This is a genomic window from Arthrobacter sp. ISL-65 (assembly GCF_018613795.1).
Lineage (GTDB): Bacteria > Actinomycetota > Actinomycetes > Actinomycetales > Micrococcaceae > Arthrobacter.
Genome location: NZ_JAGGPN010000063.1, coordinates 1 through 13,116, shown reverse-complemented (window position 1 = coordinate 13,116; position 13,116 = coordinate 1). Strand labels below are relative to the sequence as shown.

The 13,116-nt window shown below is 66.7% G+C and carries 10 protein-coding genes; 9 read left to right on the top strand and 1 reads right to left on the bottom strand.

Translation table 11 applies throughout. The features are described from left to right. Positions 1-88: 88 nt before the first annotated feature. Positions 89-2,041, bottom strand: coding sequence for an FAD-binding monooxygenase (locus J7I85_RS23240; protein WP_214857873.1), 1,953 nt, complete (start codon positions 2,039-2,041; stop codon positions 89-91). 225 nt (positions 2,042-2,266) lie between these two features. Here J7I85_RS23240 and J7I85_RS23235 point away from each other — a divergent pair, with 225 nt between their 5' ends. From J7I85_RS23235 to J7I85_RS23195, 9 genes are all read left to right on the top strand, one after another. Further along, complete coding sequence (locus tag J7I85_RS23235; RefSeq protein ID WP_214857872.1) at positions 2,267-3,733, top strand: fumarylacetoacetate hydrolase family protein; 1,467 nt, start codon at positions 2,267-2,269, stop codon at positions 3,731-3,733. Next, on the top strand, positions 3,726-4,433 hold the full coding sequence (locus J7I85_RS23230; protein WP_214857870.1) for a GntR family transcriptional regulator: 708 nt from the start codon (positions 3,726-3,728) through the stop codon (positions 4,431-4,433). Before J7I85_RS23235 ends, J7I85_RS23230 begins: the two co-directional genes overlap by 8 nt. 10 nt (positions 4,434-4,443) lie before the next feature. Beyond that, positions 4,444-5,958 (top strand): 5-carboxymethyl-2-hydroxymuconate semialdehyde dehydrogenase, encoded by a 1,515-nt coding sequence (gene hpaE / locus J7I85_RS23225; RefSeq protein WP_214857868.1) that lies wholly within the window; start codon positions 4,444-4,446, stop codon positions 5,956-5,958. A 38-nt stretch (positions 5,959-5,996) separates the two neighbouring features. Then, on the top strand, positions 5,997-7,079 hold the full coding sequence (hpaD, locus tag J7I85_RS23220) for a 3,4-dihydroxyphenylacetate 2,3-dioxygenase (RefSeq protein WP_214857862.1): 1,083 nt from the start codon (positions 5,997-5,999) through the stop codon (positions 7,077-7,079). 2 nt (positions 7,080-7,081) lie between these two features. Then, on the top strand, positions 7,082-7,867 hold the full coding sequence (gene hpaH, locus J7I85_RS23215) for a 2-oxo-hept-4-ene-1,7-dioate hydratase (RefSeq protein WP_214857860.1): 786 nt from the start codon (positions 7,082-7,084) through the stop codon (positions 7,865-7,867). Beyond that, positions 7,852-8,655 (top strand): HpcH/HpaI aldolase/citrate lyase family protein, encoded by an 804-nt coding sequence (locus tag J7I85_RS23210; RefSeq protein ID WP_214857858.1) that lies wholly within the window; start codon positions 7,852-7,854, stop codon positions 8,653-8,655. Before hpaH ends, J7I85_RS23210 begins: the two co-directional genes overlap by 16 nt. Before the next feature lie 97 nt (positions 8,656-8,752). Further along, positions 8,753-10,273, top strand: a complete 1,521-nt coding sequence (locus tag J7I85_RS23205; RefSeq protein ID WP_214857852.1) for an NAD-dependent succinate-semialdehyde dehydrogenase — start codon at positions 8,753-8,755, stop codon at positions 10,271-10,273. Between the two features lie 65 nt (positions 10,274-10,338). Beyond that, a complete protein-coding gene (locus J7I85_RS23200) occupies positions 10,339-11,739 on the top strand; it encodes an MFS transporter (protein WP_214857850.1) in 1,401 nt (466 codons plus the stop codon). Between the two features lie 189 nt (positions 11,740-11,928). Continuing rightward, positions 11,929-13,116, top strand: a 1,188-nt coding sequence (locus tag J7I85_RS23195; RefSeq protein ID WP_214857848.1) for an aldehyde dehydrogenase family protein, incomplete at its 3' end; no start/stop codon positions are given.

Here is a 13,116-nt window from a genome sequence, read left to right as displayed (position 1 = left end):
AAAGAGTCCGGATCCCCCGTTTCAGGGATCCGGACTCCAGGAACAAGAGGCCTGCCGGTGAGGCTGCGAGCTCCCCGGAAGACTGCGCTTACACCAGGTTGGCGACGAGCCCCGAACCAGCGGCCTGAAGCGGCTCGGTCTGGAGTGGAGCCGGCTGGCGGGCCGGCAGCAGCGGCGCAAAGAAGGCCCCGAGCTCCGCCGTAGCGGTCAGCGGCAGGACGTTCGCCACGTACTGGTCCGGGCGGACCACCACCACGACGCCGCCGCGGTCAAGGCCGCGCAGGTCGAAGATGTCGGCCTTCGGGTCGGTGCCGTAGACCTTCTCGAGGTTGGTGAGCTTGAACGGGCCGACCTCCGGCTTGAACACGGCCGGGACAGCGTTGATCTCGATGCCCCTGTGGTCCTGCTGGTAGATGACCTTCACGTCGAACCAGGCGTCAGAGTCGGCGCCCTCCGGGGTAGCCGCGAGCGGGGACTCCGGCGACTTCTCCAGCCATTGCGCGAAGTCAGTGGTCGGCGACGGTGCGCCGGCCTCGGCCGGGTCGGCAAACACGTAGATCCGCCAGCGCCCGTCCGCCGTTGCCTGATGGCCCAGCTGCAGCGGGTTGGTGTCGCATACCCGCTGCACGGGCGCAGACTTGAAGCGCTTGCCCGTCGGGAAGCCCGTGGCCAGCCCGGCGTGCTTCGCCTCGGCGACTATCATCGACGGCGCGTATTCGGTCATGAAGCCAGCCGGGAATTCGGCGGTGCGCACGTAGAAGTCCTCGAGCTCCGAGGGGTCGTCGAACTCCTCGGGCTTCTTGGCCATCAGGGTGGACCATTCCTTGTCGAAATCGATGAGGTTCTTCGCGACCACCTGGCGCTCCGCGGAGTAGGTGGCGAGCAGCGACTCCGGGCTGCGGCCCTCGAGGACGTGGCCGAGCTTCCAGCCGATGTTGAAGCCGTCCTGCATGGACACGTTCATACCCTGGCCTGCCTTCGCACTGTGCGTGTGGCAGGCGTCGCCGGTGATGAACACGCGCGGCGTGCGGGTGTCCCGTTCGGCGGGCAGGACGTCGTCGAACCTGTCGGTGAGGCGGTGGCCCACCTCGTATACGCTGTGCCAGGCGACGTTGCGGACGTCGAGGGTGTAGGGCTGCAGGATCTGGTTCGCGTGGGCGATGATCTGCTCGATGGTGGTCTTGCGAATGGCGCCTTTGTCGTTCTCCGGCACGACGCCGAGATCGACGTACATGCGGAAGAGATGGCCGCCCTCGCGCGGGATCAGCAGGATGCTGCCGCCGTCGTGGGACTGGATGGCGCACTTGGTGCGGATGTCCGGGAAGTCGGTGGACGCGAGGACGTCCATGACGCCCCAGGCGTGGTTGGCCTGGTCTCCGGCGAGCGTGCAGCCGATCGATTCACGGACCTTGCTGCGGGCGCCGTCAGCACCGACCACGTAGTTGGCCCGCACAACACGCTCCTGGCCTGCCAGCTCACCGGTGGTGTGGACCAGGGCCACGGTGACCGGGTACTCCCCCGCGTCCCCGACGTGCAGGCTGTGGAACTCGTAGCCGTAGTCGGGGGTCATGCGGGTCGGGGAAAAGGCCATCACCCGGGCGAAGTAGTCCAGCACGCGGGCCTGGTTGACGATGAGGTGCGGGAATTCGCTGATGCCCATCTCGTCGTCGACCGCGCGGGCGGCACGGACAATGTGCTTCGGGTTCTCCGGGCTCGGCTTCCAGAACGCCATCTCGGTGATCCGGTAGGCCTCTGCGGTAATCTCCTCGGCAAAGCCGAACGCCTGGAAGGTCTCGACGCTGCGGGCCTGGATGCCGTCGGCCTGGCCGATTGCGAGGCGGCCGCCACGGCGCTCCACGATGCGCGTGGTGATGTCCGGGAACTGGGAGAGCTGGGCTGCTGCGAGCATGCCCGCGGGGCCGGAGCCAACGATGAGCACGTCGACCTCGTCGGGCAGCTCTTCGGGGCGGTTGATGCCGACGCCGGCGGCCGGCTGAATGCGCGGGTCACCGGAAACGTAACCGTGGTGGTGGAACTGCACGGGCTTTCCTCACTTCACTGTGTGGCTGGCTTTCGCCAAATCATGTGTTCTATATCTGAACAGATGGTTCGATAATAGAAATTGTGGTTATGTTTCAGTACTGTACGTCACATATGACCCGCGTTACAAGCAGCTCCCCTTCCCCGAAAACCAGGGGTTGACGAAATTGCCGGAAACGGTCCAGTATGTTTCGTATACGATTTCGTACCTGATGAGGAGAGCGCTTTGGAGCAGGTCAACGACGACACCCTGGCAGCAGCACGCAAGGTGATCGCTGTGCACATCAACTACCCCAGCCGGGCAGCCCAGCGCGGCCGGACACCGGCGCAGCCCTCCTACTTCCTGAAGCCGTCGTCCTCGCTGTCCCTGACGGGCACCGTCGTCGAACGCCCGGCCGGCTGCGAACTCCTCGGCTACGAGGGCGAGATCGCCATCATCATCGGCAAGGGTGCCCGGCGCGTCGACGTCGAAGATGCCTGGAGCCACGTCGCCGCCGTCACGGCCAGCAACGACCTCGGCGTGTACGACCTCCGCTACGCGGACAAGGGCTCCAACCTCCGGTCCAAGGGCGGCGACGGCTTCACTCCCGTGGGCCCGGCACTGATTCCGGCAGACGCCGTCGACCCCGCCAAACTGCGCATCCGCACCTGGCACAACGGCGAACTGGTCCAGGACGACACCACCGCGGACCTGCTCTTCCCGTTCGCCCGGCTCGTGGCGGACCTGTCCCAGCTCCTCACCCTCGAGGAGGGGGACATCATCCTCACCGGCACACCGGCCGGCGCCTCCGTCGCCGTCCCCGGCGACGTGCTGGAGGTGGAGGTCAGCACTGCTGACGACCAGCTGAGCACGGGCCGTCTCACCACCACAGTGGAGGAAGGTACGACGGCGTTCGCCGACTTTGGTGCCCGGCCCAAGGCCGATGACCTGCAGCGCGAAGAGGCGTACGGCTCGCGGGAGGCGGCAGGGCTCCCCGCAGCCGAATCTCCGCTGAGCCCGGAGCTGAAAACCAAGCTGGAGAGCGTCTGCACGGCCACGCTGTCCTCCCAGCTGCGCAAGCGCGGCCTGAACAACGTCAGCATCGACGGCCTGACCGCCACCCGGCCGGACCGCAAGGTGGTTGGCCTGGCGCGGACCCTGCGCTACGTGCCCAACCGTGAGGACCTCTTCAAGACGCACGGCGGGGGCTTCAATGCCCAGAAGCGTGCCATCGACTCCGTGAACGAGGGCGAGATCCTGGTTATGGAGGCCCGCGGGGAGAAAGGCACCGGGACCATCGGCGACATCCTGGCGCTGCGCGCCCAGGTCCGCGGCGCCGCCGCCATCATCACCGACGGCGGCGTCCGTGACTTCTCCGCCGTGGCCGCCATGGAGCTGCCCACCTACTACTCCAACCCGCACCCCGCTGTCCTGGGCCGGCGCCACATCCCGTGGGACACGGACATCACCATCGCCTGCGGCGGCACCACGGTTCAGCCCGGGGACATCATCGTGGCGGACTCGGACGGCATCCTGGTGATCCCGCCGGCCATCGCCGAGGAAGTCGCCAACGACTCGATCGCCCAGGAACGCGAAGAGGTTTTCATCGCCGAAATGGTGGAGCAGGGCCACAGTGTGGACGGGCTTTACCCGCTCAACGCGCAATGGCGCACGAAGTATTTGGAATGGGAAGCAGGCAAAGCCAATGACTGAAACGGCCACCGCCTCCGTTGTCGCCGCCAGCATCGCTGACAGCACCGCCGGCAGCAAGTCCGAGCAGGCCTACCAGGCCATCAAGGCACGGATCGTGGAGGGCACCTACACACCCGGCTACCGGCTGGTCCTGGCCGCCATCGCCAAGGACCTCGGATTCAGCGTGGTCCCGGTCCGCGAAGCGATCCGCCGGCTCGAGGCCGAAGGCCTGGTGAAGTTCGAGCGCAACGTCGGGGCCACCGTGGCGGGCATCGACCCCACCGAGTACCTCTACACGATGCAGACGCTGAGCATCGTGGAAGGTGCCGCAACCGCCTTGTCCGCACCGCTTGTCGGCGAAGCGGACATTGCCCGGGCCCGCGCCGTGAACGCCGAGATGCGCGACTGCCTGCAGCACTTCGACCCCGTCCGCTTCACCCGGCTCAACCAGGACTTCCACAGCGTCCTGTTCGAACACTGCCCCAACCCGCACATCCTGGATCTGGTCCACCGCGGCTGGAACCGGCTGGCATCACTGCGGTCCTCAACGTTCCGCTTTGTTCCCGGCCGGGCCCACCAGTCCGTGGACGAACACGAGGCCCTGCTCCGGCTCATAGAATCCGGGGCCGACGCTGACACCATCGAAAAAGCAGCACGACTCCACCGCAGCGCCACCCTGGACGCATACCTCTCCCAAACCAACCTCAAAGACCACAGTTAGGACCTCGATGATGACGACCCCTGTAGAAACAGCAGCAAAGCACTACGTTCCCGAAAACCTCCCCACCCACATCCAGCACTACATCAACGGCAAGTTCGTTGATTCCGTGGGCGGGGCGACCTTCGATGTCCTGGACCCGGTGTCCAACCAGAACTACGCCACCGCCGCGGCCGGCCAGAAGGAAGACATCGACCTCGCCGTCGCCGCAGCCCGCGAAGCGTTCGTCAGCGGCCCGTGGCCCAAGATGAAGCCCCGCGAGCGCGCCCGCATCCTGAACAAGATCGCCGACGCCGTCGAAGCCCAGGAAAGTCGCCTCGCCGAGCTCGAAACGTTCGACACCGGCCTGCCCATCACCCAGGCCAAGGGCCAGGCGCTTCGTGCGGCGGAGAACTTCCGCTTCTTCGCGGACCTGATCGTGGCCCAGTTCGACGACGCCATGAAGGTCCCGGGCTCACAGATCAACTACGTGAACCGCAAGCCGATCGGCGTCGCCGGGCTCATCACCCCGTGGAACACCCCGTTCATGCTGGAGTCCTGGAAGCTCGCCCCGGCCCTGGCCACCGGCAACACCGTGGTCCTCAAGCCCGCCGAGTTCACCCCACTCTCCGCCTCGCTGTGGGCACAGATCTTCAAGGACGCCGGCCTGCCCGACGGCGTGTTCAACTTGGTCAACGGCCTCGGCGAGGAAGCCGGCGACGCCCTGGTCAAGCACCCGGAGGTTCCGCTGATTTCCTTCACCGGCGAGACCACCACGGGCCAGACCATCTTCCGCAACGCCGCCGCCAACCTCAAGGGCCTCTCCATGGAGCTCGGCGGCAAGTCCCCCTGCGTCATCTTCGCCGACGCCGACCTGGACGCCGCGATCGACTCCGCCCTGTTCGGTGTGTTCTCCCTCAACGGCGAACGCTGCACCGCCGGCTCCCGCATCCTGGTGGAACGCGCCATCTACGACGAGTTCTGCGAAAAGTACGCCGCCCGCGCCAAGAACATCGTGGTCGGCGACCCGCACGATCCCAAGACCCAGGTGGGCGCCCTGGTCCACCCCGAGCACTACGAGAAGGTGGCCTCCTACGTGGAGATCGGCAAGTCCGAAGGCCGGCTGCTGGCTGGCGGCGGACGGCCTGAAGGCCTGCCGGAGGGCAACTACATCGCCCCCACCGTGTTCGCCGACGTCGCCCCGGACGCCCGGATCTTCCAGGAGGAAATCTTCGGCCCGGTCGTCGCCATTACCCCGTTTGAGAACGACGACGAGGCCCTCGCCCTGGCGAACAACACCAGGTACGGCCTGGCGGCCTACATCTGGACCCAGAACCTGACCCGCGCACACAACTTCTCGCAGAACGTCGAAGCCGGCATGGTGTGGCTGAACAGCCACAACGTCCGCGACCTACGCACCCCATTCGGCGGCGTCAAGGCCTCCGGCCTGGGCCACGAGGGCGGCTACCGCTCCATCGACTTCTACACCGCCCAGCAGGCCGTGCACATCACGCTCGGCTCCGTCCACACCCCCAAATTCGGCGCCTAACAGCGCTTACTGACCCCTTTCAAAGAAGAGAGCACACCATGACCAACTTCGTCCCCACCCCCACCGTCCCGGCACCGGATATCGTTCGCTGCGCCTACATGGAAATCGTGGTCACGGACCTCGCCAAGTCGCGCGAGTTCTATGTCGACGTCCTGGGCCTGCACGTCACTGAGGAAGATGAGAACAACATCTACCTGCGTCCCCTGGAGGAGTTCATCCACCACAACCTGGTGCTCCGCAAGGGACCCATCGCCGCCGTGGCCGCCTTCTCCTACCGGGTGAAGTCCCCTGCCGAGGTGGACGCCGCCGAGGCCTACTACAAGGAGCTGGGCTGCCGCACCGAGCGCCGCAAGGAAGGCTTCACCAAGGGCATCGGTGACTCCGTCCGCGTCGAGGATCCGTTGGGCTTCCCGTACGAGTTCTTCTACGACGTGGAGCACGTGGAGCGCCTCACCCAGCGCTACGACCTCTACTCCGCCGGTGAACTGGTCCGCCTGGACCACTTCAACCAGGTCACCCCGGACGTTCCCCGCGGCCGTGCTTACCTGGAGGACCTAGGCTTCCGCGTTTCCGAGGACATCAAGGATTCCGATGGCGTCACGTACGCCGCGTGGATGCACCGCAAGCAGACCGTCCACGACACTGCCCTCACCGGCGGCAACGGCCCGCGCATGCACCACGTCGCCTTCGCCACGCACGAGAAGCACAACATCATCCAGATCTGCGACAAGATGGGCGCCCTGCGCATCAGCGACCGAATCGAACGCGGCCCCGGCCGCCACGGCGTGTCCAACGCCTTCTACCTCTACATCCTGGACCCGGACGGCCACCGCATCGAGATCTACACCCAGGACTACTACACCGGCGACCCGGACAACCCCACCGTCACCTGGGACGTCCACGACAACCAGCGCCGCGACTGGTGGGGCAACCCCGTGGTCCCGTCCTGGTACACCGAGGCCTCCCTGGTCCTGGACCTCGACGGCAACCCGCAGCCCGTCATCGAGCGCACCGACGCCTCCGAAATGGCCGTCACCGTTGGCGCCGACGGCTTCTCCTACACCCGCAAGCCGGGCTCCGTTGATGAACACGAGGGCTTCAAGCTGGGAGCGCAGCTGTAGCCATGCTGGATGCCAAGACCATTGAGGCCATCGCGGACGAGCTGGTGGAAGCCGGCCGGACCCGCACCCCGATACCCCGCCTGACTGCCCGCTACCCGGACATGACGGTGGAGGACTCCTACGCCGTGCAACAGTTGTGGCGCCGCCGCAACGAGGACGCCGGCCGGACCCTGGTGGGGCGCAAGATCGGCCTCACGTCCAAGGCAATGCAGGCGGCCACCGGCATCACCGAACCGGACTACGGCGCCATCTTCGATGACATGGTCCTCGAAACCGGCTGCTCGGTGGAATGGGACAAATACACCCACCCGCGGGTGGAGGTGGAGCTGGCGTTCGTCCTGAAGGACGGGCTCAAGGGCCCGGGCTGCACCATCTTCGACGTCCTGAACGCCACCGACTACGTGGTTCCGGCCCTCGAGATCCTGGATTCGAGGATCGAGATGGAGGGCCGGACCATCGTGGACACCATCTCCGACAACGCAGCCATGGGCGCCATGGTGATCGGCGGCCGCCCGGTAAAGCCGGACGCCGTCGACCTCCGCTGGGTCTCCGCCATCCTCTACAAGAACCAGGCCGTGGAGGAAACCGGCGTGGCCGCCGGCGTCCTGGACCACCCGGCCAACGGAGTGCACTGGCTGGCCAACAAGATCGCCGCGCACGGGGACGCCATGAAAGCCGGCGACATCATCCTGGCCGGCTCCTTCACCCGCCCCCTCTGGGTGTACAAGGGCGACACCGTCCACGCCGACTACGGACCCTTGGGGACTGTCACATGCCGCTTCGAATAGAAGACACCTTCCGGTCCGCCCTTGCCGCTGCTGACCGGCCGCTGGCGGGGATGTGGGTGTGTTCCGGCAGCCCGCTGATCGCCGAACTCTGCGCCGGGTCCGGCCTGGACTGGCTCCTGATGGACGCCGAACACAGCCCCAACGGGCTCGAATCCATCCTCGCCCAGCTCCAGGCCATCCACGGCTACCCGGTCCACACCCTGGTCCGGCCGCCGGTCAACGACACGGTTCTGATCAAGCAGTACCTGGACCTCGGCGTGCAGAACCTGCTGGTCCCCATGGTCAACTCCGTTACCGAGGCCGAAGCGGCGGTGGCTGCTACCCGTTACCCGCCGCACGGGGTGCGCGGGGTCGGTTCCGCGCTGGCCCGCGCGGCCCGCTGGAACCGCGTCCCGGACTACCTCGCCAGGGCCGCGGACACCGTCAGCGTCACGGTCCAGATCGAGTCGACGGCCGCGGTTGAGGCCGTGGAGGACATCCTGAAGGTCGACGGCGTGGACGCCATCTTCGTGGGCCCCTCCGACCTCGCCGCCTCGATGGGGCTGCTGGGACAGCAGGAACACCCCGAGGTGCGCGCCGCCGTCGAACACTGCCTCGCCGCCGCAAAAGCGGCGGGCAAACCCGCGGGCGTCAACGCCTTCAACCCCGCCACCGCAGAGCATTACCTCGCCAACGGCGCTGACTTCATCCTGGTCGGCGCCGACGTCGCCCTCCTCGCCCGGGGCTCCGAAGCCCTCGCAGCGCAGTATGTAAAGCATGCCGACGGCGGCACCCCCTCCAGCTACTAGCCCCCGGTGGTTGAGCCTGTCGAAACCCCGGCCAGTTACTGACCCGAACCGCTGGTTGAGCCTGTCGAAACCACACTTTTCCCGAGGAGACCCCCGCATGACCACTTCGCCCGTACTCTCCCCTGCCATCTCGCCGGCCTCCGTCTCTCCCGAACGTGAGGCCGCCCTTCTCGCGTCCGTGCCCACCGGCCTGCTCATCAACGGCCAGTGGCGGGACGCGTCCGACGGCGGCACGTTCGACGTTCACGACCCCGCCACCGGGGAGGTACTCGCCACCCTGGCCTCGGCCACCAGCGAGGATGCCCTCGCCGCACTTGACGCGGCCGATGCGGTCCAGGCCTCCTGGGCGCGGACGGCGCCGCGGGTCCGGGCCGAGATTCTGCGCCGCGCCTTCGACCTGGTTACCGAACGCGCCGAGGACTTCGCACTGCTGATGACCCTGGAAATGGGCAAGCCCCTGGCCGAAGCCCGCGGCGAGGTCACCTACGGCGCCGAGTTCCTGCGCTGGTTCTCCGAGGAAACGGTCCGTGATTACGGCCGCTATCTCACCACGCCCGAGGGCAAGAATAAGATCCTCGTCCAGCACAAGCCGGTCGGCCCATGCCTGCTCATCACCCCGTGGAACTTCCCGCTGGCCATGGCCACCCGCAAGGTCGCGCCCGCCATCGCCGCTGGCTGCACCATGGTCCTCAAGCCAGCCAAGCTCACCCCGCTCACCGCGCAGCTGTTCGCGCAGACCATGCTCGACGCCGGCCTGCCCGCCGGAGTCCTCAACGTGGTCTCCTCCTCTTCCGCCTCCGGGATCTCGGGCCCGCTGCTGGCCGACCCGCGCCTTCGCAAGGTCTCCTTCACCGGCTCCACCCCTGTGGGCAAGCGCCTGATGGCTGACGCCGCCCAGAACGTCCTGCGCACTTCCATGGAACTCGGCGGCAACGCACCGTTCATCGTGTTCGAGGACGCCGACCTGGACAAGGCCGTGGAAGGGGCCATGGCCGCCAAGATGCGGAACATGGGTGAAGCCTGCACCGCCGCGAACCGGTTCCTGGTGCAGGAGTCCGTCGCCGCCGAGTTCACCGCCAAGTTCGCCGCCGCCATGGGCGCCCTGGCCACCGGCCGCGGCACCGAACCCACCACCCAGGTGGGCCCCCTCATCGACGCCGGCGCCCGCAGCGACGTGCACGCTTTGGTGAGCGCCGCCGTCGACGCCGGAGCCACCGCCATCACCGGCGGCGCCCCGGTTGACGGTGCCGGCTACTTCTACCAGCCCACCGTGCTGGGCAACGTCCCCAACGACGCCGAGATCCTCCGCCAGGAAATCTTCGGACCCGTCGCCCCCGTCACCACCTTCACCACGGAAGAGGACGCCATCCGCCTGGCCAACGCCAGCGAATACGGTCTGGCCTCCTACCTCTACAGCCGCGACTTCAACCGCCTCCTGCGGGTGGCCGAACAGATCGAATTCGGCATGGTCGGCTTCAACGCCGGCGTCATCTCCAACGCCGCAGCACCCTTCGGCGGCGTCAAGCAATCCGGCCTCGGCCGCGAAGGCGGCTCCGAAGGCATCGCCGAGTACACCACCACCCAATACATCGGCATCGCCGACCCCTACGCCAACTGAAACAGCGGCGTACCCACGCAGTGACATATTCACACAATGACGTGTCCACACAGCAAGGAAAAACATTGAGTACTGTCCAGCACGGGCAGCGCAGCTCGGCAAGGGATAACCGCCGTGTAGCGTTTGCCACCATCATCGGAACCACCGTCGAGTGGTACGACTTCTTCATCTACGCCAACGCCGCGGGCCTGGTCTTCGCGAAACTGTTCTTCGAACCCGCCGGCAACGACATCGGCATCCTGATTTCCTTCGCCTCGGTGGGACTCAGCTTCCTGTTCCGTCCGCTAGGTGCCTTCCTGGCCGGACACTTCGGGGACCGGCTGGGCCGCCGTGCCATGCTGGTCATCACGCTGATCATGATGGGGGCTGCCACCACCCTCATCGGCGTGCTGCCGACCTTCGAGACGGCAGGCGTTGTGGCACCCATCCTGCTGCTGCTCCTGCGCATCCTGCAGGGCATTTCGGCCGGCGGCGAATGGGGCGGCGCCGTCCTGATGGCGGTCGAGCATGCACCCCGCGGCAAGCGGGGACTGTTCGGTGCCTTCCCCCAGCTGGGCGTTCCCCTGGGCATGCTGCTGGCCTCCGGCATCCTGGCCCTGATGTCCGGCGTGGTCTCCCCCGGCGCAGCCTTTGTGCAGTGGGGCTGGCGCATTCCGTTCCTGCTCAGCTTCGTCCTGATCGTCGTCGGCTTCATTGTCCGCCGCAGCGTGGAGGAAAGCCCGGTTTTCGAGGAGATCGCACAGAAGAAGCAGCAGACCCGCGTTCCGATCGTCGAACTCTTCAAGAAGCACTGGCTGCTGGTCATCATCGCGGCGCTGGTCTTCGCGGGCAACAACGCCGCGGGCTACATGACCACCGGCGGCTACATCCTCAGCTATGCCGCCAATCCCGCCGGACTGGCCATGGACCGCACGGAAGTGCTCCTCGCAGTGACCGGCTCCGCTGCCCTGTGGTTCATGTTTACGCTGATCTCCGGCTACCTGGCGGACAGCATTGGCCGTAAGAAGACGTACCTTATCGGCTATGCCTGCCTCATCCTGACTGTGTTCCCGCTGTTCTGGCTGGTGAACACCGGGAACATCTGGGCGCTGTTCCTTGGCCTTGCGCTGTTCACCGTCGGGCTCGGCCTGACCTACGGCCCGCAGGCAGCCCTCTACAGCGAGCTGTTTCCCGCCTCCATCAGGTTCTCCGGCGTCGCAATCTCCTACGCGCTCGGTGCCATCATCGGCGGCGCATTTGCTCCGATGATCGCCACCGCCCTGGTCCAGGCCACCGGAACAACAGCCTCGGTATCCGTCTACCTGCTCATCGTGGCCCTCGTATCAACGGCCGCGGTCCTGGTGATCCGGGAACGCAAAGGCATCGACCTGGGCATCAACAACCAGGCGGAGCAGGAGGTCGGCGCCACCATCTTCGACCGGCGCCGGGCTTCGGCTGACACCGCCAAGGCATCCGCCAACGTCTAGACCTGCACACCAGCACTTACGGCTGGCCGGAGCCAACACTTGTGGTTCGCTCCGGCCAGCAGTCGTTCGCCCCAAGTCAAGGGTTCTGCACCCAAAGACAAGCCAGCGACCCTGCGGACGGACAACACTTAGGTATGCCCGCCTCGCCGCCCGGCTGAGCGCACTTTCCTACTCGAAGTGGAGTACCTCTTGGAAACCTACGATGCCCTCCTCGCATCCATCGCCCCCGGTTCCGGCGAGACCCGGACCATTTTCGACCCCGCCACCGGCGGCGTCGTCGGCGAGGCGCCGGTCCACACCGTTGAGGACCTCGAAACCGCCGTCGCTGCGGCCGTCGCAGCCCAGCCGGCCTGGGCTGCGCTGGGCCACGACGCCCGGTCCGCCGCGCTGCTCAAGGCAGCCGACGCCGTCGAACGCTCCGCCGAGGAACTCGCCCAGCTGCTCTCCCGCGAGCAGGGCAAACCCCTCAACGGCCCCAACGCCCGCTTCGAGGTCGGCGCCTGCGCCGCCTGGCTCCGCGCCACCGCCGCCACCGAACTCAAACCCGAAGTGGTCGTCGACGACGGCGAAACCTACGCCGAACTGCACTACAAGCCCATCGGCGTCGTCGGCGCCATCGGCCCCTGGAACTGGCCCATGATGATCACCATCTGGCAGATCGCCCCCGCCCTGCGCATGGGCAACACCGCCGTCGTCAAACCCTCAAAAATGACCCCGCTCTCCGTCCTGGCCCTGATCAAGGTCCTCAACGAAGAACTCCCCGACGGCGTCCTGTCCGTCATCTCCGGCGACCGCGAAGTCGGCGCCCGCCTCGCCGAACACCCCGCCGTCGGCAAGGTCATGTTCACCGGCTCCACCGCCGCCGGCAAAGCAATCATCAAATCCTCCGCCGACACCGTCAAACGCCTCACCCTCGAACTCGGCGGCAACGACGCCGGCATCGTCCTGCCCGACGCCGACCCCAAAGCCATCGCCGAAGGCCTGTTCTGGGGCGCCTTCCTCAACACCGGCCAGACCTGCGCCGCCCTCAAGCGCCTCTACGTCCACGACGACATCTACGAGGCCGTATGTTCCGAGCTCGCGGCCGTGGCCGCCGCGATGCCGATGGGCAACGGCCTGGACGAGAACAACGTCCTGGGCCCGCTGCAAAACAAGGCCCAGTACGACATCGTCGCCAACCTCGTCGAAGCCGCCCGCGACTCCGGCGCCCGGATCCTGCTCGGCGGAAACCCCGACCCCGACCAGCCAGGCTACTTCTACCCGACCACCCTCGTCGCGGACATCGACAACGACAACCCGCTCGTCGCCGAGGAACAGTTCGGCCCGGCCCTGCCCATCATCCGCTACAGCACCATTGATGAAGCCATCGGATACGCC